This is a genomic window from Actinomadura sp. 9N215 (assembly GCF_044326345.1).
Classification (GTDB): Bacteria; Actinomycetota; Actinomycetes; order Streptosporangiales; family Streptosporangiaceae; genus Spirillospora.
Genome location: NZ_JBIRBA010000013.1, coordinates 136731 through 159002, shown reverse-complemented (window position 1 = coordinate 159002; position 22272 = coordinate 136731). Strand labels below are relative to the sequence as shown.

Here is a 22272-nt window from a genome sequence, read left to right as displayed (position 1 = left end):
TTCACCTCCTTTCGGGCTGGATAGAGGTGGACGCCGTGAGGGTTCCCACGGCGAGATCGCAGGCCGTTCGGAGGAACGGCAGGGCGGGGGCCGGGTCGTGCAGGGCCGCGCCGAGCGCGAGCAGCACTCCGGCCGTGCCGGTCGCGAGGTCCATGGACAGGCGGTACATGTGCTCGCCCGGGAACGCCAGCCCGCCCGCGTACGGCAGCGCGTGCCACGCCAGGTCGCGGACGTGCCCCGCCACCCTCGGGTCGTCGCGGCCGTGCCGGGCCAGGTAGAGCAGCATCCCGGCGCGCCCGCCGAACAGGCTCGGCTGCGCGTAGTACCGCGACATCGCCGCGACGCGGATCCCGTGCTGTGCTTGCTTGAACTCCTCGTCCGGGCGGAGCGCGAGGTACTCGTCCAGGACGAGCCCGATCCCGACGCTGCCGCGCCCGAGGTACGGCAGCACCCGGCTGCCCTGGTCGACGTGCAGCGCGCCGTTGTGGTCGGTGACGCAGGCGGCGAGGTCGCGGCGCAGCGCGATGGCGGCGAGGTCGAGCAGGCCCGCGTCGCCGGTCCGCTCGTAGGACCGGACGAACATCAGCGCCGCGCCCGCTCCGCCGTGCAGCAGGCCGGGGCGCGCGCTCGGGCCGCCGGCCGCCCGTCCGGCCACGATCTCGGCGGCGCGGCGCGCGTCGTCGTGCAGGGACGTCTCGCCGGTCGTGTCGGCGAGGTCGTCCAGCGCCAGCGCGACGCCGGGCAGGCCGCCGTACAGGTCGTCGCCGAGCCGCTCCCACCGCTCGTTCAGGCAGTGGTCCGCGGCGGTGAGGGCGTCCTCGCCGCGCCCTAGGCGGGCCAGTGTGTACGCGGCGCCGAGCAGCCCGTCGTACAGGCCGATGCCGGTGCCGCGCTTCGGGTCGGCGACCCGCGCGGCCAGCCATTCCTCGTGCGCGGGGAAGCGGCCGGCGCCGGTCGCGTCCAGCGCGTACAGGACGCCAGCGGCGCCGTGCGCGAGGCCGAGCGACGCGCCGTCGAACTGCTCGGGGTCGCCCGGGAACAGCCGGTCGGTACGGTCGGGCGTGGCGCTCGCGAGGATCGCCTGGGAGAGATCGTCCCTGACGCGTTCCCAGCCGCGCGTGTCCGGGACGAACTCGGGCGCCGCCGCGGGACCGGCGCCCCGCGTGATCTGCTCCACCGCCTCGTCGAGGAACGGCCGCGGCACCGGGAAGTTGGCGGCGATCAGGTCGGCGAGCTGCGCCGCCTTGCCCCGGTCGATCACGAACAGGGTGGTCAGCGGGACGAACAGCGCGAGCCGCAGGCACGCCAGGCTGTAGTCGTCGACCTCCGTGCCGCGCCGGTCCGGCGGGGCGAGGAACGCCGGGTTCGCGAGGGTCTGCCGGCCGCGGTCGGACGCGGGCGCCGCCGTCTCGAAGTCGATCAGCGCGGCGGAGTCGTCCGGGCGGACCATCACGTTGAACATGTGCAGGTCGTTGAACGCCACGCCCCGCTCGTGGATCGCGGCGACCACCCGCTCGACGCCCGCGTGGACGCGCAGCGCCCATTCCGTGTAGGCGGCGGTCTTCTCCGGGTCCGGCTCGGGGTCGAGCATCGGATGCCGTTCCGCGAAGAACGTGTTGAGCGTCCGCCCCTCGATGAACTCCTGGACGAGGAAACTGTGCTCGCCGAGCGTGAACCAGTCCAGCGCGGCGGGCACTCCGTCGATTCCGTCGAGCTTCCGGAGAATGTCGCGCTCCCGTTCGAGGCGGGTGACGGCGTCCGCTCCGTCGGCGGCGAGCCCCGCATGGGGGCGGCCCTCTTTCAGGACCACCTTCCGCCCGGAACGGGTATCAGTCCCCTCATATACTCCGCCGCCGTTGGAGAAATGCAGGGCCTTGCTGATCTGGTACGGCAGATCGGTCGTCGTCGTGGCGGAGCGCGCTTTGAGATGCGGTTCCAGGCACGTGGGGAGCGTCACCCATCCGGGGACGGAGAAAACCGGTTCGCGGCGGTCGGGAATCAGTTCCCCGGCGCCGTTCTCCAGCGCGGGGACGAGCTTGCCCTGCTCGTCCAGACAGCGCCGCTCGGCGAAGCCGCCGTACCTGACGTGCAGAGGACCGCCGCCGATCCGCAGGTCACTGAGGATGTAGGGGCCCGGCAGGCCGTCCAGCCGGGTGCCGAGCTCGGCCAGCACCCGCTCCAGCTCGTGCTCGTCCTCGGGGTAGATCGTGACGAGTTTCCCGCTCGCGCCGCGCGGCGCGTACTTGGCGTTCCGCATCCGGAGCGTGCCCGGCCCGCGCAGATGCTTGAACTCGATATCGTTGTCGACGCAGTACTCCCAGGCGCCGCTCAGGATCTCGGACGCGCTTTCCGCGCACCCCGAGACATGCACTTTCCAGCCCTGGAGCGGGGTGCGGCTCTGCGGCGGGTCGTAGACGACCCACTCGTCGCCGAAAATCTTCTCCCAGCCCGCCGGGAGATCACGTCCGGTGATTTCGAAGTCCGTGCTGCGGGTGACGGGTGGCGCGTCGTAGAACAGCTTGTCCGCGAGGCAGTAAAGCTCGTACCCCTTGTCCACTGCGGGATTCCCTTCTGCGCGCCGGCCCGTTGGCGCTCACAGTGGAAAAGCGTTCCAGTCCAGTCCGGTATAGGCCAGTACCGGAAATAACGAATGACCCGTGAAGATCTACCGTCCGGCGCACGCGCCCGTCACCGTACCGGCGCGCGACCAGCCGGACCGTGAGCGGGTGCCGGAGGCGGCGGTCAGCCGGACGGCGACCAGCCGGACCGTCAGCCGAGGCCTTCGCGGTGCGCGACGGCGGCGGCCTGGGTGCGGGTGGCGACGTTCAGCTTGGCGAGGATGTTGGAGACGTGGACGCTCGCCGTCTTCGGCGAGATGAACAGCCTCGCCGCGATCTCCCGGTTGCCGAGCCCGTCCGCGACCAGCTTCAGCACCTCGCGCTCCCGCCCGGTCAGCGACGCGAGCGGTCCCGACCCGCCGGACGTCGCCGCGCCGCCGCCGTCGGTGGAACCGAGCCGGGCGCGGGTCCCGAGGTCGCGCAGCCCGGCCAGCAGCGGCTCGGCGCCGAGCCGCCGGGCGCTCTCGACGGCCGACCGCCACTCCGCCGCGGCCGCCTCCCGGTCGCCGTTCTCGGCGAGCGCCTCGGCCAGCCGCCACCGCGACCGCGCCACCTCGTAGACGAACCCGCCGTCCGCGTCGCCGTAGGTGAACAGGCCGGCGGACCTGCGCCACAGGTCCGCGTCGAGGACGCCGTCCACGCGGCGCCGCTCGGCCCTGGCGCGGGCCAGCCAGGCGTGCCCTTCGAGCCCGAACCAGGTGCGGGGGACCCCGTCGGTGTTGACCGTGAAGACCGTGGTGGCGCGGCGCAGCAGCGCGTCGGCCGCCTCGGCCGCCGCCCGCACCGCGCCGTCGTCGCCGGCCGCGCGGGCGCGGGCCGCGATCTCGGCGTGCGCCCACAGGCCCGTCGCCGCGAGGCGGATCGCGCCGTCCGTCTCGCCGTACGGGGTGCCGAGGACGTTCTCGACGTGCTCGACCGCCGCGTGCGGATCGCCCCGCCACAGGGCGTGCTCGGCCGCGAGGCCCCGGGCGAGGTAGTTGAGGAACAGGTCCTCCCGCAGCTGCGGCTCGATCCACCGCAGCCGCTCGTCCGCCCTCGGGGAGCCCTGCGCGACCTCGACGAACAGCGCGTACGCGGAGATCTGCGCCTCGGCCGGGCGGACGACCTGGACGGCGAACTCGTCCGCCAGCCGGTTCGCCTCCGTCCAGTCCCCGGTCGTGTAGTGGATCAGGTACCGCAGGGACCGCATGATGATCCCGTACGTGCTCCAGCGGAGGCCGTTGTCCAGCACGTACCGCACGCCCTCGTCGGCGCAGCGCGCCGCGCCCGCGAGGTCGCCGCGGTCGAACATCGCCCGGCTGTGGTGGAACCTGGCGCGCGTCGCCGCCAGCGGGCTGTCGCCGGACGCCTCGGCCAGGTCGCGGGCCCGCGCGAACAGCTCCACCACCCCCGGGTCGGCCTCCCGCGACTCCCGGTACAGCCCGAGCGTCACCAGCAGCGCCGCCTCGGCGCCGGTGGCCCCGGCGGCGCGGGCCTCCGCGACGGCCTTCTCCGCGAACTCCGGCATCTCGGTGTCCGGGTCGCGGTAGAGCAGCGCGCGGGCGTAGGTGGCGAGCGCCCAGGCGCGCTCGACGGACTCCGGGTCGTCCGCGAGCATCGTCACCGCCGCCCGCGCGGTCGCCCGGGACTCCTCCAGCTCGTCGATGTCGTTCAGGCACGTCGCCAGTTGCTCGCGGATCTCGGAGCCGAGCCGCCGGTCCGCCGGGTCGGCGGAGCCCACGACGTCGGCCAGCCGGCGGAGCCGGTGCACGGCCCGCCGCGGCTCCCCGGCCCGCCACGACTCCTTCGCGGCGGTCAGCGACAGCCGGATCCGGTCGGTGCCCGCGGCGGCCTCCGGGTCCGGGACCGCGTCCCACAGCTCCAGCGCCCGCTCGAAGTGCTCGAACGCCTCGGCGGGCGCGCCGAGCCGCCGCGCCTCCCGCCCCGCCCGGACGGACGCGGCGAACGCGGCGGGCAGGTCGTGCGCGGCGAGGCTGTGGTGGGCCAGCTCCGCCGCCGAGCCGCGCGTCCCGTCCGGGAGGCCGGCGAGCAGCCGCGCGAAGTCGGCGTGCAGCCGGGTCCGCTCGCCCGGCAGCAGGTCGGCGTAGACGGCCTCGCGCAGCAGCGCGTGCCGGAACGTGTACCCGGTCCCGGACGGGACGAGCAGCTGGTGCGACACGACCTCGCGGAGCGCCTCGCCGACCGCCGCCTCGTCCAGCCCGGACACGCGGCGGGCCAGCTCGTCGTCGATGCGGCGCCCGGCGACCGCCGCGACCCGCACGACACGCTGCCCGCCGTCCGACAGCCGCTCCATCCGCGACAGCAGCAGGTCGGCGAGCGCGGACGGCAGCGCGGACGGAAACTCAGCGGGCTCGCCGCCGCCGGGGACGTCGAGCCCGGCGGAGTACAGCTCGGCGGCGTAGAACGGGTTGCCCTCCGAGCGGCGGTGCACCCGCTCGACGACGTCCGTCGTCACCGGCGCGCCCCCGCGGGACAGCTCGGCCAGGTACGCGGCGGTCTCGCCGGGCCGGAACGGGGCGACCGCGACGCCGGTCACGTTCGGCAGCCGCAGCAGCTCCGCCACCACCGGCCGCAGCGGGTGCCGCCGGTGCAGGTCGTCCGACCGGTAGGTGCCGACGAGGCACACGCGCTCGCGTTGCAGGACGCGGCACAGGAACGTCAGCAGGTGCCGGGTCGACCGGTCGGCCCAGTGCAGGTCCTCCAGGACGAGCAGGACGGGCCGCTCCTGCCCCAGCTCGCCGAGCAGCCCGAGCGCCGCCCCGAACAGCTGCTGCTGGCCGAGCTCCGTCACGGCGCCGGGGTCGGCGCCGCTGTCGGGCAGCAGCCGGCCGAGGACGGGCCGGGCGTCGAGCGCGGCGCGGACCGCGTCCGACTCCGGCGCGCCGGCCTGCGCGGCGGTCCACAGCGCGTCCGCGAGCGGCAGGTACGGCATGCTCTCGCCCAGCTCGGCGCACTGCCCGACGAGCACCGCGCAGCCGTCGTCGCGGGCGGCGCGGGTCAGCGCGGCCACCAGGTGCGTCTTGCCGACGCCCGCGTCCCCGCTGACGAGCACGACCCCGGCGCTGCCCGCGGCGGCCCGCGCCAGCGCGCCGGTCAGCTCCGCGAACTCCGCGGCCCTGCCGATCAGCACAAACGGCCCCTTCCGGTCAAAGACCATTATCCACCAGCCGGGACACGACACCCCCGAAACCAACGGCCCGAATGGGGGCCGGGCGCGAGCGGGCGGGCGCGAGCGGGGCGGGCGCGAGCGGGGCGGGCGCGAGAGGGGCCGGACGTTGACGGGCCCCGGGTCCGGGGAGGGATCCGGGGCCCGCGGTCGGGGGCCGAGCGGAGCTCGTCGTTCGGTTGGTGGCGGGCGGGGGCTGGAGGACGGTGCGTCAGCCGGCCAGGGCGGGGGTTCGGCCGGTGTCGTGCTCCGCCTCGTCCTGCGGCGCCTCCTCGGGCTCCGGAACGGGAAGGACCCGCTGGTAGGCGCGGAGCGTCTCGGCGGCGATCCGCTCCAGGGAGTACCGGGAGCGGGCGCGGTCGGCGGCGGCGATGGAGTAGCCGTGCAGCGTGGTCTCCTCGGTGAGCAGGTGCCGGATCGCGCGTCCGATCACGACCGGACGTCCCGCCGGGACGTGCAGGCCGGTGATGTGGTCGAGCACCTCGTCGGCGTTCCCGCCCGCCGGGGTCGCGACGACGGGGACGCCGCACGCCATCGCCTCCAGCGGCACCGCCGGGCAGGGCTGGTGGGGGGTCAGGCACAGCGCGAGGCTCGCCGTCCGCAGCAGCTTCGGCAGCGCCTTGCGGGGCAGCCGCCCGAGGAAGATCACCCGGTCGTTGACGTGCAGCTCCTTCGCGAGCAGCACCAGCCGGTGCACGACCGGGTCGTTCTCCAGCTCCTCGCGGACCGGGCCGCCGGCGACGGCGAGCTCGGCGTTCGGGACGTGCACCAGGGCGCGCAGCGCGGTGGCGACGTCCCCGGCCTCCAGGTCGCCGCAGATCATCACGAGCCGGCGCCGGTCGCCGCGCGGCATCGCCGGGCCGACCTGCGCGAAGTGCTCGCCGTCCACGCCGTAGGGGACGACGGAGACGCTCGGGCGCGGCACGCCCATCCGGACGAGCGCGCCCGCCTCCTCCGCGTGCCCGGCGAGGACGACGTCGGCGTCGCGGCCGATGGCCTTCTCCAGCCGGTCGCGGTGCGGGTGCACCCGGTTCCCGGCGCGGCGCTCGGCGGCGGCGACGCCGTGGTAGCTCTGCGCGAACGGGATGCCGAGCTCGCGGGCGACGGCGCAGGCGGCGAGCCCGCCGACCCAGCCGTGGGCGTGCACAATGTCGGGGCGCCCGGCCCCTGACCAGCGGCGGCGCAGCCCGTCGGCGAAGTCGCTGACGTGCTTCAGCAGCTCGTCGTCGGTGAGCGGGCGGGCGGGCCCGGCGTCGAGGTGGACGAGCGCGGCGCGCGGCGCCAGCCTGACCCGGGTGCGGGCGGACTTGTCCTGACGCCGGGCGTAGACCGTGACCTGGTTCGGCTTCCCGTCGGCCGAAAGCGGACGGGTGAGCGAACGAGCGAGATCCCGGACGTGGACGGACTCCAGGTGTTCGCCGTCGAGGTCGGAGGCGGACACGAGAGCGATGTTGAGCGGCCGGTGCATGGCGGATCCTCCGGGACAACACAGGGGAAGCACGGAGGTATCTGCGTCGTAGACACCTGCTTGGCCAGTTTCTATCCGATCGCGGCACCCGTCAAACCTCGCGAATCGGATCTCCCGCCCCGTGCGCGCCGCGCACCGCCGCCGACCTGTGGGGATACTGGACGATATGGACGACGAACCGCTCTGGTACGTGGCGTACGGGTCGAACCTCTTCCGGCAGAGGTTCCGCTGCTACCTGTCCGGCGGCCGTCCGGAGGGCGGGAACCGGCACTACACGGGCTGCCGCGACCCGCGTCCCGCCCGGGCCGAGCGGGCGGTCACGGTGCCCGGCGGGATCTACTTCGGGTACACGTCCCTGGTCTGGGGCGGCGGGATGGCGTTCTACGACCCCGGCCTGCCCGGCCGCGCCGCCGCCCGCGCGTACCTGCTGACCCGCCGCCAGTTCTGCGACGTCCTGTCCCAGGAGATGCGGCGCGACGTGGGCGCCGACCACGACCTGTCCGAGGCGGTCGCCCGGGGCCGCCAGCGCCTCGGGCCGGGGCGGTACGAGACCGTCCTGAAGGTGGGGGAGCGCGGCGGCCACCCGATGCTGACGTTCACGTCGTCCGACCGGCACCCGCCGAACGCGCCGACGGCCCCGTACCTCACGATGCTCGGCAACGGCCTGCGCGAGGCGCACGGCTGGTCCGCCGGACGCGCCGGCGCATACCTGGCCGCCCGCCCCGGCGCCCGCGGCGCGTGGACGGCCGGGGACATCACCGCCCTTCTCGGCTAGGTTCGGGACCATGAACGCCGGTGACGTCGTCGACGACTTCGAACTGCCCGACGAGACGGGCGAACCGCGCACGCTGACCGGCCTGCTGGAGCGGGGCCCGGTCGTCCTGTTCTTCTACCCGGCCGCCATGACCCCCGGCTGCACCGCCGAGGCCTGCCACTTCCGCGACCTGGTCGCCGAGCTCGCCGCCGTCGGCGCCCACCCGGTCGGCATCAGCGCCGACGCGGTCGCCAAGCAGAAGGAGTTCGCCGACAAGCACTCCTTCGGCTACCCGCTGCTGTCGGACCCGTCCGGCGAGGTCCGCGCCCGCTTCGGCGTCAAGCGGGGCCTCGCGCTCATGCCGACCAGGCGCCGGACCTTCGTGATCGACACCGACCGCCGCGTCCTCGCGGTCGTCAAGAGCGAGATCCGGATGGGCGTCCACGCCGACAAGGCGCTGGCCGCGCTGCGTCAGCGGTCGTCTTGACCGCCGGGCGGTGCGTCAGCCGTCGTCCTGACCGCCGGTCCGGGCGACGACGGGCAGGTTGACGGTGGACGGGTGCGCGGGCGAGTGGAAGATCTCCTGGTCGGCGGTGAGCATCTCGGTGGCGGTGCCGATGGGGGCGCCGGTGCCGGGGTTGCGGGCGACGCGCGGATAGGCGCCGCTGGCGACCTGCACGCGGACGCGGTGGCCGCGCAGAAAACGGTGACCGGCGGGCCACAGTTCGATGGCGACGTGCCGGACGCCGTCCTCCCCGGGCTCCGGGGTGCCGGGGACGAGCCGCCGCATCCCCTCGCACAGGTTCAGCGACTCGCCGTCCGGGGTGACGTCGCACAGCCGGACGACGAAGTCGGTGTGCTCCCGGTTCGACCGGACGTGCAGGTCGGCGGTGACCGGGCCGATGATCTCCAGGTCGTCGTCGAGGACCTCGGAGGTGTAGGTCAGCACGTCGCGCCGCCGCTCCAGCCGCTTCTGGTCCGTGGACGGGTGGTTCTCGCCGAGCAGCGTCGGGCCGCCGAGGAACGGCGTCGGGTGGTTCGGGTCGTAGCGGTAGGCGTCGGGCTCCGACTCGGGCGGCGCGCCGGGGGAGAGGGCGCCGCCGGGTTGCAGGTGCCAGCGCTCCTCGCGCATCCCGGGGACGGGCCAGTCGGGGAACTCGCGCCATTCGCCCGCACCCGTGATGTACAGCCGGACGGCCTGTTCCCGCAGCTCGGACGGGTCGTCCAGCAGGTGCGCGCGGAACCAGGCGATGGACTCGCCGACCGAGTCGCGCATCATCCGCGGATCGGCGTGGAACCACGGGCCGATCGTCAGGTACGGGCGGCGCCCGGCGGCGCGGAGGGCGGCGTAGTCCTTGATCTGCCAGGGCAGGAAGATGTCGTACCAGCCGCCGGTCATGTTCACCGGGGCCGTGACCTGCGAGACGGTCGGGGAGAAGTCGCGCTTGTCCCAGAACGGGGTGTCGGGGCCGTTGACGAGGAGGTCCTGGAAGAAGCGCTGCTGCTCGCCGGTCGCGAGCTTGTCGAGCTCGGCGAGGGGGCGTCCGGACAGCGTGGCCCGGCGGGCGCGGCGCGGCGACAGCACGGCGGCGGAGATGCCGGACAGCGAGTTCTTCATCCGCGCGGTCATGTCCACCCAGATGAGGGCCGACTCCAGCGCGAACGTCCCGCCGACGTGCACGGCGTCCCGGAACGTGGACGCCGTGACCTGCATGGACAGCGCCTTCAGCTCCGGCCCGGCGTCCGCGGCCACGGCCCACTGGACGTAGCCGAGGTAGCTCGGGCCGTGCATGGCGAACGTCCCGCCGAACCAGGGCTGTGATTTCAGCCACTCGACGGTGGCGAGGCCGTCCTCGCGCTCGTCGAGGGCCTCGAACACGCCGCCGGACCCGAAGCCGCCGCGGACGCTCTGCACCACGACCTGGAACCCGTGCGACGCGAACCCCTGCCCGCACAGCAGCCCGAACGGCCCGCGCCTCCCGTACGGGGACCGGACGAGCACCGTCGGCGCCCGCTCGACGCCGGCGGGCGCGTAGTGGTCGGCCAGCAGCGTGACGCCGTCGCCGGCCGGGACCTCCAGGTCGCGCTCGACCGTGACGCGGTGGGGGCCGTTCCGCAGTCCCAGCGCCGTGACCCCGAGCCGGCGCATCATTCCGACGCCTACCACTTGATCGATCGTAATCGCCTCGCAGGTAGATCCCCGTCCCGGGAGCCCGTGATGTGCCTCGCACGCTCCGGGTCTTCACTACCATCAGGGGCGCACAACATGGCAAAACGGACGGAAATGGGCGGCCCGCGGGGTCGTCGAGGGCCCGCCCGGGCCCCGTCCGGCGGAAGGGGAGATGCACGCGTCATGGGTGACCTGAGCTGGGAGCGGATCATCGCCGCCGCGATCGTGCTGGCGGGCGCCCTGGCGATCGCGATCCTTCTGCGGTTGCTGACCGGACGGCTGTTCAGGCGGGCCGGCGACACCCGGTGGGCCTGGGACGACATGGCCGCCCGGTTGGTCAAGGACCTGGCCGTCCCCGTCTCGGTGATCCTCGGCCTGTGGATCGCGGTGAAGGTGCTCGAGCTGCCGCGCGGCACGCTGGACGTGACCGGCAAGGTGCTCACCGCCGTGACGATCTTCGTGGTGTCGGTGGCGCTGGCCCGGCTGATCGCGAGCTCGGTCGGCTCGTACGCGCTGGCCAAGCAGGGCGTCGCCGCCAATGTGACGATCTTCGCCAACATCGCCAAGGTGGTGGTGATCGGCGTCGGGATCCTGGTGATGCTGCAGAGCCTCGGGGTCTCGATCTCGCCGCTGCTCGGCGCCCTCGGCGTCGGCGGCCTCGCGGTCGCGCTCGCCCTCCAGGACACCCTGGCGAACCTGTTCGCGGGCGTGCACGTGCTGGCGTCCAAGACGATCGAGCCCGGCGACTACATCAAGCTGTCCACCGGCCAGGAGGGGTACGTCGTCGACATCAACTGGCGCAACACCTCCATCCGGACGCTGTCGGACAACATCGAGGTCATCCCGAACCAGCGGTTCTCCGACACGATCCTCACCAACTACCACCGCCCCGCGCAGGACATGTCGATCATGGTCTACGCGAAGGTGGCCTACGAGGTCGACCTGGACCGCGTGGAGCAGCTCATCATGGAGGTCGGCCAGGACGTGATGAAGGACGTGCAGGGCGGCGTGGAGGACACGAGCGTCCTCGTCCGGTTCGACGACTTCAACGACGCGACCGTGGGGTTCCACGTCATCCTGCGGTCGACGGAGTTCGGCGACCAGTTCCTCATCAAGCACGAGTTCCTGAAGCGTCTGCACCGCGCCCTCCGCGAGGAGGGCGTCGCCCCGCCCTACTGGCACCACCGCGTCGTCGTCGACGAGGCGTCCCGCGAACTGCCCCGGACGGACGGTCCGTCCCGCAGGGACGAGCTGCCCCTCTGACGTCCGTCAGCCGCGGACCGGCGTCCGCCAGCCGCGAACCGGTGTGCGTCAGCCGCGGATCGGCGTGCGTCAGCGGCGGATGAGGGGCATCAGGACGTCGTCGACGACCGACTCCAGGTGGGCGTCGGTGATCGTGCCGCCCTCGGTCAGGGTGTGGTAGACGATCACGGCCGGGCCGACGTTCGCGATCTGCCTGGTCGCGGCCTCGGGACGGATCTCGCCGCGCTCGGCGGCCGCCACCAGCGCCTGGTACAGGACGTCCTTGACGGGCTGGCTCACGCGCTGGCGGACGACGTCGTGCAGGATGCCCTTGCCGCCCTGGCCCTCCTCCTTCAGCACCTTGAACGCGGCGCCGCGGCAGGCCGTCAGCGTGTCGCGCAGGACGGTGACGGCGGCCAGCATGTCCTCGCGCACCTTCCCGGTGGAGGGCGGGCCTGGCGGCCCCGGCAGGACGTGCTTGAGCGCGTCGGTGATCAGCTCGTCCTTGGACGGCCAGCGCCGGTAGAGGGCGGCCTTGCCGGTGCGGGCGGCGGCCGCGATGCCCTCCATGGTCAGCCGGCGGTAGCCGACGGCCTCCAGCTGCTCGAACACGGCGTCGTAGATCGCCGCCTCCAGGTCGCCGCCGCGGCGGCGGGTGGCCGGGCTCACGGCGCGCTCCCCAAAATAGTGAACGCTAGCGTTCCTTCTGATGCGAATCGGTGGTACGTTCCCCACATAGTGTACGTCGCCGTTCCTTAAATCTCCGTAGCTCGAAAGGTCGGCCTTGACCGCATCGAACCGGCGGACGGCCGAGCCGGGGGAGTTCACCGCTTCCCCCGACGCCGTCGCACCGCGCGTCCATCATCGCCCAGGCATCGTCCTCGCCGTCATCGTCGGCTGCCAGCTCATGATCGGCGTGGACACGTCCATCGTCACCATCGCGCTCCCGCAGGTCCGCGACGGGCTCGGGATGTCGACCGGCGGCCTCGCCTGGATCCAGAACTCGTACATGCTCGCATTCGGCGGGCTGCTGCTCCTCGGCGGCCGGGCCGGGGACGTCTTCGGACGCCGCCGCGCCTTCACCGCCGGGATCGTCCTGTTCACCGCCGCGTCGCTGCTCGGCGGGTTCGCCACCGAGGGCTGGTGGCTGCTCGCCGCCCGCACCGCGCAGGGCGTCGCCGCCGCCGTCGCCGCGCCGAGCGCGATGGCGCTGATCGCCACGAACTTCCAGGGCCAGGCCCGCGTCCGCGCGCTGAGCGTCTTCTCCGCCGTGACCGGCGCCGGCGCCGCCGCCGGCATGCTCGCCGGCGGCGTGCTGACCGGGGCCGGGTCCTGGCGGTGGGTGTTCTTCGTCAACGTCCCGGTGGGCGTCGCGCTGGCGCTGCTCGCGCCCCGCGTCCTCACCGAGACCGCACGCCGTCCCGGCCGCTCCGGCCGGTTCGGCATCGGCCGCTCCGGCCGGTTCGACGTCGCGGGCGCCGTCGCGTCCACCGGCGGGATGACCGCGCTGGTCTACGCGCTGATCCGGGTCGGGTCGGACGGCTGGGACGACCGCCCGGCCCTCGCCGCGTTCGGGACGGCGGCCGTCCTGCTCGCCGGGTTCGTCGCCGTCGAGCGGCGGGCCCGCGAGCCGGTCATGCCGCTGTGGCTGCTGGCCGGACGCGACCGCGCCGCGTCCTATCTGACGCAGTTCCTGCTGGTCGCGGGGATGATGGGGGCGTTCTTCTTCCTCACCCAGTACCTGCAGCAGGTCCTCGGCTACGGGCCGCTGCGCGCGGGGCTGGCGTTCCTGCCGCTGGTCGGGATGCAGTTCGCGACCGTCAGGACCGTCCCGCACCTGCTGCCGCGCCTCGGCGCCCGCCGGCTGGTCGTCGCCGGGACCGCGCTCGTCGCGATCGGGCTGCTGTGGCTGGCCGCGCTCTCGCCCGGCGACGGCTACGCCGCCGGGCTGCTCGGCCCGTTCCTGCTCATGGGCACGGGCGGCGGGATGTCGATCATGCCGCTGAACGCCACGATCCTCGCGAGCGTCGGACCCGAGGACGCGGGGGCCGCCTCCGGCGTCGCGCAGGCCATGCTGTGGTCGGGCGCGTCGTTCGGCTCGGCCGTCATGGTCACCGTCCACGGGGCTGTCGCGTCCGGCGGCGGGGACGTGGGCGAGACCGTCGACGGGATGGACGCGGCGTTCGCGACCGGCGGGGTGTTCGCGGCGGCGTCCGTCCTGGTGGCGCTGCTGGTGCTGCGCGTCAGGCGCTGACGCGGTTCGCTGACGGCGGCCGGGTCCGGCGGCGCTGACGGCCGCCGGGTCCTGCGGTGCTGACGGCGGCCGGGTCCGGCGGCGCTGACGGCCGGGCGGTCGGCGGGTCGGCTCAGGCGGGCGGGGGAGGCGTCTCGTCGAACCAGGCGAGGAACTCGGCGTTGCCGAACATCCTCGCCGTGTCGACGGCGGACGGCGACCCGGCCCGCGGGTCGGCGCCCGCGTCGAGCAGGGCCCGCACCACGTCCGGCTCCTTCTTGAACACCGCGCCGGCGAGCGGCCGCTGGCCCCGGTCGTTGGCGCGCTCGGGGTCGGCCCCGCGCGCCGCGAGCGCCCGGACGGTCCCGGCGTGCCCGTGGTAGGCGGCCAGCATCAGCAGCGTGTCGCCCCTGTCGTTGGACAGGTTCACCGGCACCCCGGCGTCGACGTACTCGGCGAGCTCCGCGGTCCGGCCGCCGCGCGCCATCTCGAACAGCCGGGTCGCGAGCTCTTCCATCTCCGGATCGGCCTCGGTCATGAGCGGAACACTACTGTCCGCCGTGAGCAGCCCGCCGAAGCTGTCCTCCCCGTACCGCAGGTGCTTCTCCAGGGCGACGAGCGCGCCGTCCTCGGGCAGCGAGCGGAACCGGACGTCGTCGGCCAGCGCCCGCATGAGCAGCAGCCCGCGGCCCCGCTCGTCCGCCGGTCCGGGGTCCGGGACGGCCTCGGCGTCGAACCCGTGCCCCGAGTCGATCACCTTGATCACGCAGCGGCGGTCCTGGATCGTGGTCCGCACCGTGTACCCGGCGCCGTTCGCGGCGTGCTGGATCACGTTCGTGCACGCCTCGGTCAGCATCACCTCGATGTCGCCGCGGATCCCGGGCTCCACGCCGAGGGCGGTCAGGGCCGCGTCCAGCAGCCTCCGCGTCGCCGGGACGCTCGCCGCGTCCCGGGGGAACTGGAGGTCGATGCTGATCTCCACGTCCTCTCCGTCCGTGTTCCGTCCCTGATGTTCGTGCCCTTCCGGCCGCCCTCAAACATCGGACCGCCCGGGGCCCGGACGGCTTCAGCGGCCGGGCGGGTCAGGGGCCGGACGGGCGGGCGCGTAGTCGTCCACGTACTCCTGGCCCGACAGCCGCTGGATCGCCTCCATGATCTCGTCGGTGACCTGCCGCGCCGCCTTGCCGCGCGGGACGCCGTCGTCCCGCCCGCCGAAGCCCATCGGCTCGCCGATGCGCAGCCCGATCCGCCCGGGCTTCGGGACGGCCCGCCCCAGCGGCTGCACCCGGTCGGTGCCCTCGATCGCGACCGGCACGACGGGCGCGCCGGTCCGCATCGCGAGCCGCGCGACGCCCGTCCGGCCCCGGTACAGCCGGCCGTCCGGCGACCGTGTGCCCTCCGGATGGATCGCGAACACGCCGCCGCGTTCCAGCACCGCCGCCGACGTGTCGAGCGCGGCGGCCGCCGACCGCCCGCCGGACCGGTCGACCGCGATGGCCCCGAGACCGCGGAAGAGCGTCGCGACGGCGCGGCCCTTCACGCCCGTCCCGATGAAGTACTCGTGCTTGCCGAGGAAGTGGACCCGCCGCGGGACCATCAGCGGCAGGACGAACGAGTCCAGGAACGCCAGATGGTTCGCCGCCAGGATCACCGGCCCGATCCGCGGGACGTGCGCGAGGCCGCTGACCCGGGGCAGGAACGCGACGCGCATCGCGGGTCCCATGAGGACGTGCTTCAGCAGCGGGTAGATCAGGCGCTCGGGTTCCATGTACGTCGAGGTTATGGTCGGCGCGTTCCCGGCCGCGGCTGGCGCCCGGTACAAGTTCGGGCCGCCCGACCTTGTAGGGGCCCGCACTTGCGGCGCGGGAAGCCCGCGCGGCGGCTCGCACGGGAGCCCGAGTGGGAGCCCCGCGCTCGCGGCCGTTCGCCGTTCGCCCGTTCGCCCGGTCGTCAGCCGGCGGCCGCGGCGGCGTCCTCCGCGCCGATCACCCGGCGGACCGCCGCGGCCGCGGGACCCGTCCGCGCCGTCAGCTCGTCGATCCGCCGCTTGTGCCGCCGCCGGTCGGGTCCCGGCAGGACGGTCTTCAGCCTGCCCGCCGCCGCGAGCGCCACCGCCGCCGCGTCGTAGCTGTTCACATGGGCGACCGGACGCCCCCGCAGCGCGGACGACGCCCCGCCCCACAGCGTCTTCACCACCCTTGGGTCCTTGACGGTGATCTCCTCGCGCGGGAACAGGCCGAAGACCTTGCGCGTCCGCACCCGGATCCAGCCCCCGCGGACGAGCTCGTCCCGGACCGTCCCCACGAGCGCCTTGCCGTCCTTGCGCACCCAGTGCTGCCACGACCGCGGCCGCGACGCCGCGATCTGCGCCAGCACGCCGTACGGGTCCTCGCCCGGCGTCCCAGGGACGGGCCTGCGCCGCTCCTCGCCGAGCCTGCCGTCCAGGTAGAGCTCGGTCAGGGCGGCCGCGCGCAGCACGTAGCCGAGCCGCGCGCCGCGCTCCGTCATCCTGTGCTTGGTGGTGTCGTAGGCCAGCAGGAACATCCGCGCCGGCAGCGATTCCGGAACATCGACCATGGCTAGTCCTCGCTCCCGCCGCCGCGCTCCGGGCCGGGCGGGTCGTGCTCGTGTTCGTCCTCGTGCTCGGTCCCCGCCTTGCGGGGGCGTCCCCGTCCGCGCATCCGTCCCGCCGACCCGGGCATCCGGCCCGCGTCGCCGAGCGCCCGCCGCAGCAGGAACTCGATCTGCGCGTTGGTGCTGCGCAGCTCGTCCCCGGCCCACCGTGCCAGCGCGTCGTGCACGGCCGGGTCGAGGCGCAGCAGGATCTTCTTGCGCTCAGCCACTGGTAGGGGCGGTCACTGGTAGAGGCTCCCGGTGTTCACCACCGGCTGGGCGTCGCGGTCGGCGCACAGCACGACCAGCAGGTTGCTGACCATCGTCGCCTTGCGCTCCTCGTCCAGGTCGACGACGTGCTCCTCGGCCAGCCGGTCCAGCGCCAGCTGCACCATGCCCACCGCGCCCTCGACGATCCGCGTCCGCGCCGCGACGACCGCGCCTGCCTGCTGCCGGCGCAGCATCGCGTGCGCGATCTCCGGCGCGTACGCCAGCCGCGTGATCCGCGACTCGATGATGTCGACGCCCGCGGACGCGACGCGCTGCGCCAGCTCCTCCGACATCTGCGCGGTGATCTCGTCGGCGTTCTCGCGCAGCGAGGTCCGGTCGTGGGCGTCGTAGGGGAAGCTGCCCGCGATGTGCCGGACGGCCGCCTCCGTCTGGAACGCCACGAACTCGACGAAGTCGTCGACCTCGAACACCGCCCGCGCGGTGTCGGCGACCTGCCACACGACCACGGCGGAGATCTCGATCGGGTTGCCGTCCAGGTCGTTGACCTTGGCGTGGCCCGTCTCGTGGTTGCGGATCCGCGTCGAGACGCGCTGCCGCTCGGTCAGCGGGTTCACCCAGCGGAGTCCGTCGGTGCGGACGGTGCCGTAGTACCGTCCGAGCAGCTGCAGCACCCGGGCCTCGCCCGGCGCGACGGCCGTCAGGCCTGCGGCGACGACCAGCCCGGCCAGCACGAGCAGCGCCCCCGCGACGGCGCCCGCCGCGATGGCGACGCCCCCGCCGCCCGCCACGCCCACGAGCACGCCCGCCAGCACCACGGCGGCGGCGAGCAGGATCAGCGCCAGGGCGAGCCCGAGCATCGCCCACCCGCCGCGGTCCGTCGCCGGCCGCTCCTCGATCTTCGGTCGCGGCATCTCGACCTTGGCCGCCGGTTCTGCCATCGCCGTCCCCCTTCGCCTCCATTGGTTATCACCAATCTAGCAAAGTGATATCACTTTTCCTAGCCCGGGACCACGGCGCCGGGGCGCGGGGGTCCCTGGTTCAGGGGGCGGTGACCAGGCCGGGCTCCCCGTCCTCCGCCGACTCCGGGATCACCTTCGGCACGTTGCGGAGCGTGACCAGCGCGAAGACCGCGACCAGGGCGGCGAACCCGGCGCTGCACACGAGCGCGGCGTGCATGCCGTCCACGAACGCCTCCCGCGCGGCGTCGCCGACCTGGGTCCCGAGCGTGCCGGGGAGCCGCGCGGCGGTCTGCAGGGCCGCGCCGAGGGAGTCGCGGGCGGCGGACTCGGCGGGTGCGGGCACGCCGGCCGGCAGGTCCAGCACGTTCCGGTACACCGCGTTCAGGACGCTGCCGAGGATCGCCATGCCGAGCGCGCCGCCCAGCTCCATCGCGGTCTCCGAGATCGCCGACGCCGCCCCGGAGCGGTCCTTCGGGACGGTCGCCAGCACGGTGTCGCCGGTGACCGTGAGGCCCATGCCCATCCCGATCCCGCCCAGCAGCATCGCGGGGATCATCGCCCAGTACGAGGTGTGCAGCCCGAACGTCAGGTACAGCGCGAAACCGCAGGCGGCCAGCAGCATCCCGGCCGCGACGACGCGGGCCCGCCCGAGCACGCCGATCAGCGGCGCCGCGAGCACGGCGCCGCCGACCATCGCCCCCGCCGCGCCCGGCAGCCCGGCGAGGCCCGCCTTCAGCGGCGACCAGCCCAGCGCGAGCTGGAAGAACAGCGAGAAGATCAGCGACTGCGCGACCAGCGCGAACATCGCGAACATGTTCGTGGCGACCGAGCCGGTGAACGCGGCGCTCCGGAACAGCCGGACGTCGATCAGCGGCTCGTCCAGCCGCGTCTGCCGGACCAGGAACGCCGCCAGCGCCAGCACGCCCGCCACCGCCGCCGCGTAGATCCGCGCCTGGTCCGGGCCGTGCACCGCCGCCTCCTTGATCGCGTACACGAGGCCGACGACGCCGGCGACCGACAGCGGCACGCTGGGCAGGTCGAGCCGTCCGGGCACCGGGTCCCGCGACTCCCGCAGCACGACCGCGCCCGCGACCAGCGCCACCGCCATGATCGGCACGTTGATCAGGAAGACGGAGCCCCACCAGAAGTGGTCGAGCAGCGCGCCGCCGAGGACGGGCCCGAGCCCGACCGCGAGCCCGGCGACGCCCATGAACGCGCCGATCGCCATCGTCCGCTCCTTCGGCTCGGTGAACGCGCGGCGGATCAGCGACAGGCACGACGGCATCAGCGTCGCGCCCGCGACGCCCAGCACGGCGCGGGCCGCGATCAGCAGCTCCGCGCTCGGCGCGTAGGCGGTCACGGCGGACGCGGCGGCGAACAGCGCGGTGCCGATCAGCAGCAGCTTCTTGTGCCCGACGCGGTCGCCGACGCCGCCCATGGTGATCAGCAGCGCGGCGAGCGCGAACCCGTAGGCGTCCGCGATCCACAGGATCTGGGTGGACGAGGGGCGCAGGTCGGCGCTCAGGTGCGGGACGGCCTGGTTGAGCGCGGTGAGGTCGATGTTCGGGACGAGCGCGACCAGGAGGCAGATCGCGAACGTGCCCCACTTGCGGGCCGAGGTGTTCATGCCCGCCACGTTCGCGGCGGGCGCTGACCGTCTCCGCACCGTCCGCTGACAGCCCGGCCCCCACCCGTCAGCGGGCGGCGAGGAGGGCGCGGGCCTGATCGCGCGGCAGCGCGGCGCCCTCCGCGAACGCCGCCTCGTACGCGGCGTCGCCCACCAGCGCGCGGGCCCCGGACGACACCCGCTCCGTGTCCGGGTCTCCGGCGATCTGGACGCCCTGGAGCGCCGCCGCCGCGCCGAGCAGCGCCGCCGCCCGCCCGCCGTCGCCGTCCGCGACCGCCGCGCCCGCCAGCCCGACCCCCGCCATCGACTGGTACATGAAGACCGGATGGTCGATCGACAGGTCGAACGCCTCGAAGAACAGCTCCCGCGCCCGCGCGTGGTCGCCCTCCGCCGCCGCCACCCAGCCCAGCCCGACCAGCGCCGCGCCCCGCACGGCGCCGGCGATGAACCGCTCGGAGGCGTAGCCGGTCAGCGCGGTCTCGTACAGCCGGCGCGCCCCGGCGGCGTCTCCGCGCAGCCGCGCCACCTCGCCGAGCCCCTGGTACCCGCCGGCGATCTTGTCGGGGGTGCCGGCCCGGTGGGCCAGGTCGAGCCCGCGCTCGAACTCGGCGCGGGCCGCGTCCAGGTCGCGGCCGAGGATGTGCACGAAGCCGCGCTGGTAGCACAGGTCGGCCGTGTCGTCGAGCGCGCCGAGCTGCTCCATGAGCGCCACCGCCTCGTCCAGCAGCGCGAGCGCCCGCTCCCGGTCGCCGCGCCGCCCGGCCGCCTGGGCGAGCGGGTCCAGCGAGTTGGCGATGCCCCAGCGGTCGCCGCACGCCCGGAAGCCGCGCAGCGCGTCCGCGCCCGCCCGCTCCATCTCCGCGACGTCGCCGTCGGCCTGGGCGAGGAACACGTCGCTCATCCGCACCAGCGCCTGCGACCACGGGTCGTCCCCGACCTGCATGGCGAAGATCTCGTGGTCGGTGCGGTCGGGCCCGGCCGTCAGCGCCCACATGACGATCGCCACCGGATAGGCCAGCGGGCGCTGGACGCGGCGCAGGAGCGCCTCGGCCCGGTCGAGCAGCGCCACCGCCCGCTCGCCCCTGGCGCCGCCCGACACCGCGGTGGTGACGCAGAGGACGTACTCCTCCTCAAGGCCCTCCGGCACGTCGTCGCCGATCACGTCCAGCAGCTCCGACGCCAGCGGCGAGCCCTCCACGCGGCCGCGCAGCCACCAGTACCACGTCAGCGACGCCGTCAGCCCCAGCCCGAGCTCCCGGTCCCGCCGGACGGACCACCGCAGCGCCGCGTGCAGGTTCCCGTGCTCGGCGGCGAGCAGCCCGAGCCAGTCGAGCTGCTCCGCGCCCCGCAGGTGCGGGTCGGCGCGCCGGGCCAGGCCGAGGAAGTACTCGGCGTGGGCCCGCTCGTACCGGTCCGCCTCACCGGCCTCCGCGAGCCGCTCCGCGCAGAACGCGCGGACGGTGTCGAGCATCCGGTACCGGGCGCCGTCGCCGTGCAGCAGCGACTTGTCGGCCAGCTCCGCGACCAGCTCGTCCGCGTCGGCCAGGGCGCAGACGCCCACCGCGGCCTCCAGCGTGAACCCGCCCGCGAACACCGTGAGCCGCCGCGCGAGCGTCTGCTCCGCCTCGTCCAGCAGGGCCCAGCTCCACTCGACGACCGCGCGCAGCGTCCGGTGCCGCGGCGGGGCGCTCCGGTCGCCGCGCGACAGCAGCCGGAACCGGTCGTCCAGCCGCGTCGCGACCTCGCCGACCGGCAGCGACCGCAGCCGCGCCGCCGCCAGCTCGATCGCGAGCGGCAGCCCGTCCAGCGCCCGGCAGATCCCCACCACTACGTCGGCGTTGCCGTCGTCGAGCGCGAACCCTGGCCGCACCGCCTCGGCCCGGTCGAGGAACAGCCGCACCGCGGGATAGGCCGCCGCCTCGTCCGCCCGCGTGCCGCCGGGCGGCAGCTCCAGCGGCGGCAGCGGCCGCAGCGCCTCGCCCGTGATCCCGAGGGCCTCCCGGCTGGTCGCCAGCACCCGCAGCTCGGGGCACGCGCTCAGCAGCCGGTGCGCGAGTTTCGCGACCGGCTCGACGACGTGCTCGCAGTTGTCCAGGACGAGCAGCGTCCGCCGCCCGTGCAGCGCCGTGACCAGCCGCTCCGCCGCGTCCGGCTGCTCGCCCTGCACCGGCCGCATCGCGCCCTCCCGCAGCCCGAGCGCCCCGAGCAGCGCCTTCGCCACCTCGTCCGGCCCGACCGGCGCCAGGTCGACGAAGCAGACGTCGCCACCCTCCCGTCCCGCCGCCTCGACCGCCAGCCGCGTCTTGCCCGCCCCGCCGGGCCCGAGCAGCGTGACGAGCCGCCCGTCCGCGAGCATCTTCCCGACCCGCCGCAGCTCCTCCTCCCGCCCCACGAAGCTCGTGAGCTGCGCCGGAAGACTCGCCCTGACGGCCCCGCCCCGGCCGGCGGCCGCCCCGCCGAGCTCGCCCCGCAGGATCGCCAGGTGCACGTCCGCGAGCTCCCGCGACGGATCGGCGCCCAGCTCCTCCGCCAGCGCCCGCCGCCCGTCCTCGAACACCGCGAGCGCCTCAGCCTGCCGCCCGCACCCGTGCAACGCCCGCATGAGCAGCGCCCGCGCCCGCTCCCGCAGCGGCTGCGCGTCCACCAGCGCGCGCAGCGCCGGGACCGCCGCCTCGGCGTCCCCGCCCTGGATCCGCGCCTCCGCGCACCCCTCCACGACCGCCGCCCGCGCCTCCTCCAGCCGCGCCGCCCGCGCCTCCGCGAACGGCGCGCTCACATCGGCCAGCGCCGCCCCCCGCCACAGCCCGAGCGCCTCCTCGAACGCCTCGGCCGCCGCGCCGTACCGCCCCTCGCCCAGCGCCCGGCGCCCGTCCCGCGCCAGCCGCTCGAACCGGTGGACGTCGACGTCATCGCCGTCGGCGACGATCCGGTACCCGGCCGGACGGCCCTCCACGATCCCCGCGTCCCCCAGCCCCCGCCGGAGCCGCGACACCTGCGACTGCAACGCGTTGGCGGCCCCGCTCGGCGGCACCTCCCCGTACAGCCCGTCGATGAGCCGCTCCGCCGGGACGACCCGTCCCGCGTCCAGCAGCAGCATCGCCAGCAGCGCCCGCACCGTGGGCCCGCCCACCGGCACGACCGCCCCGCCGGCGCGAACCTCCACCGGCCCCAGAACGCCAAACCGCATACCC

The 22272-nt window shown here is 74.7% G+C and carries 16 protein-coding genes and 1 pseudogene; 4 read left to right on the top strand and 13 right to left on the bottom strand.

Going from position 1 to position 22272, the window contains the following annotated elements:
- Position 1 precedes the first annotated feature (1 nt).
- The 3 genes from lanKC to ACH34T_RS22490 all read right to left on the bottom strand — a co-directional run bounded on the left by lanKC (position 2) and on the right by ACH34T_RS22490 (position 7252).
- Positions 2–2557, bottom strand: a complete 2556-nt coding sequence (lanKC, locus tag ACH34T_RS22500; protein ID WP_395994169.1) for a class III lanthionine synthetase LanKC — start codon at positions 2555–2557, stop codon at positions 2–4.
- A gap of 212 nt (positions 2558–2769) precedes the next feature.
- Positions 2770–5748: an AAA family ATPase gene (locus ACH34T_RS22495; RefSeq protein WP_395994168.1), complete on the bottom strand. Its 2979-nt coding sequence runs from the start codon at positions 5746–5748 to the stop codon at positions 2770–2772.
- 247 nt (positions 5749–5995) lie between these two features.
- The gene (locus ACH34T_RS22490) at positions 5996–7252 is read right to left on the bottom strand and encodes a glycosyltransferase (protein ID WP_395994167.1); all 1257 of its coding nucleotides are present in this window, start codon (positions 7250–7252) and stop codon (positions 5996–5998) included.
- Positions 7253–7418: 166 nt separating this feature from the next.
- Between ACH34T_RS22490 and ACH34T_RS22485 the strand changes: the two genes are divergently transcribed.
- Positions 7419–8027 carry a histone deacetylase gene (locus tag ACH34T_RS22485; protein WP_395994166.1) on the top strand — a complete coding sequence of 203 codons (609 nt, stop codon included), beginning with the start codon at positions 7419–7421 and terminating at the stop codon, positions 8025–8027.
- Between the two features lie 10 nt (positions 8028–8037).
- A complete protein-coding gene (locus ACH34T_RS22480) occupies positions 8038–8493 on the top strand; it encodes a peroxiredoxin (RefSeq protein WP_395994165.1) in 456 nt (151 codons plus the stop codon).
- Between the two features lie 15 nt (positions 8494–8508).
- Here the strand turns inward: ACH34T_RS22480 and ACH34T_RS22475 are convergent, their stop codons facing one another.
- Positions 8509–10173: a CocE/NonD family hydrolase gene (locus tag ACH34T_RS22475; RefSeq protein WP_395994164.1), complete on the bottom strand. Its 1665-nt coding sequence runs from the start codon at positions 10171–10173 to the stop codon at positions 8509–8511.
- Between the two features lie 186 nt (positions 10174–10359).
- On the opposite strand from ACH34T_RS22475, the gene ACH34T_RS22470 reads away from it, so the two are divergent.
- Positions 10360–11439, top strand: coding sequence for a mechanosensitive ion channel family protein (locus ACH34T_RS22470; RefSeq protein WP_395994163.1), 1080 nt, complete (start codon positions 10360–10362; stop codon positions 11437–11439).
- 69 nt (positions 11440–11508) lie between these two features.
- On the opposite strand, the gene ACH34T_RS22465 is transcribed toward ACH34T_RS22470, so the two are convergent.
- Positions 11509–12087, bottom strand: coding sequence for a TetR/AcrR family transcriptional regulator C-terminal ligand-binding domain-containing protein (locus tag ACH34T_RS22465; protein ID WP_395994162.1), 579 nt, complete (start codon positions 12085–12087; stop codon positions 11509–11511).
- 115 nt (positions 12088–12202) lie between these two features.
- On the opposite strand from ACH34T_RS22465, the gene ACH34T_RS22460 reads away from it, so the two are divergent.
- On the top strand, positions 12203–13672 hold the full coding sequence (locus ACH34T_RS22460; RefSeq protein WP_395994161.1) for an MFS transporter: 1470 nt from the start codon (positions 12203–12205) through the stop codon (positions 13670–13672).
- A 112-nt stretch (positions 13673–13784) separates the two neighbouring features.
- Here ACH34T_RS22460 and ACH34T_RS22455 read toward each other — a convergent pair whose 3' ends face one another.
- The 8 genes and pseudogenes from ACH34T_RS22455 to ACH34T_RS22420 all read right to left on the bottom strand — a co-directional run bounded on the left by ACH34T_RS22455 (position 13785) and on the right by ACH34T_RS22420 (position 22268).
- Positions 13785–14189 (bottom strand): ankyrin repeat domain-containing protein, encoded by a 405-nt coding sequence (locus tag ACH34T_RS22455; protein WP_395994248.1) that lies wholly within the window; start codon positions 14187–14189, stop codon positions 13785–13787.
- Between the two features lie 81 nt (positions 14190–14270).
- A pseudogene (locus ACH34T_RS22450) lies at positions 14271–14633 on the bottom strand (ATP-binding protein); the annotation flags it as partial.
- Between the two features lie 84 nt (positions 14634–14717).
- A complete protein-coding gene (locus ACH34T_RS22445; RefSeq protein ID WP_395994160.1) occupies positions 14718–15419 on the bottom strand; it encodes a lysophospholipid acyltransferase family protein in 702 nt (233 codons plus the stop codon).
- Positions 15420–15601: 182 nt separating this feature from the next.
- Entirely contained in the window at positions 15602–16228 is a 627-nt protein-coding gene (locus tag ACH34T_RS22440; protein ID WP_395994159.1) for a GPP34 family phosphoprotein, read from the bottom strand.
- Positions 16229–16230: 2 nt separating this feature from the next.
- On the bottom strand, positions 16231–16494 hold the full coding sequence (locus ACH34T_RS22435) for a hypothetical protein (protein WP_395994158.1): 264 nt from the start codon (positions 16492–16494) through the stop codon (positions 16231–16233).
- Between the two features lie 12 nt (positions 16495–16506).
- Complete coding sequence (locus ACH34T_RS22430) at positions 16507–17433, bottom strand: SPFH domain-containing protein (protein WP_395994157.1); 927 nt, start codon at positions 17431–17433, stop codon at positions 16507–16509.
- Between the two features lie 100 nt (positions 17434–17533).
- Positions 17534–19081 (bottom strand): MFS transporter, encoded by a 1548-nt coding sequence (locus ACH34T_RS22425; RefSeq protein ID WP_395994156.1) that lies wholly within the window; start codon positions 19079–19081, stop codon positions 17534–17536.
- A gap of 67 nt (positions 19082–19148) precedes the next feature.
- Positions 19149–22268: a BTAD domain-containing putative transcriptional regulator gene (locus ACH34T_RS22420; RefSeq protein WP_395994155.1), complete on the bottom strand. Its 3120-nt coding sequence runs from the start codon at positions 22266–22268 to the stop codon at positions 19149–19151.
- Positions 22269–22272: the final 4 nt, after the last annotated feature.

Coding starts and splice junctions, on each gene's coding strand:
- ACH34T_RS22490 (WP_395994167.1), bottom strand. CDS start 7,252: ATGCACCGGCCGCTCAACATCGCTCTCGTGTCCGCCTCCGACCTCGAC.
- ACH34T_RS22485 (WP_395994166.1), top strand. CDS start 7,419: ATGGACGACGAACCGCTCTGGTACGTGGCGTACGGGTCGAACCTCTTC.
- ACH34T_RS22480 (WP_395994165.1), top strand. CDS start 8,038: ATGAACGCCGGTGACGTCGTCGACGACTTCGAACTGCCCGACGAGACG.
- ACH34T_RS22470 (WP_395994163.1), top strand. CDS start 10,360: ATGGGTGACCTGAGCTGGGAGCGGATCATCGCCGCCGCGATCGTGCTG.
- ACH34T_RS22455 (WP_395994248.1), bottom strand. CDS start 14,189: ATGACCGAGGCCGATCCGGAGATGGAAGAGCTCGCGACCCGGCTGTTC.
- ACH34T_RS22445 (WP_395994160.1), bottom strand. CDS start 15,419: ATGGAACCCGAGCGCCTGATCTACCCGCTGCTGAAGCACGTCCTCATG.
- ACH34T_RS22440 (WP_395994159.1), bottom strand. CDS start 16,228: ATGGTCGATGTTCCGGAATCGCTGCCGGCGCGGATGTTCCTGCTGGCC.
- ACH34T_RS22430 (WP_395994157.1), bottom strand. CDS start 17,433: ATGGCAGAACCGGCGGCCAAGGTCGAGATGCCGCGACCGAAGATCGAG.
- ACH34T_RS22425 (WP_395994156.1), bottom strand. CDS start 19,081: ATGAACACCTCGGCCCGCAAGTGGGGCACGTTCGCGATCTGCCTCCTG.
- ACH34T_RS22420 (WP_395994155.1), bottom strand. CDS start 22,268: ATGCGGTTTGGCGTTCTGGGGCCGGTGGAGGTTCGCGCCGGCGGGGCG.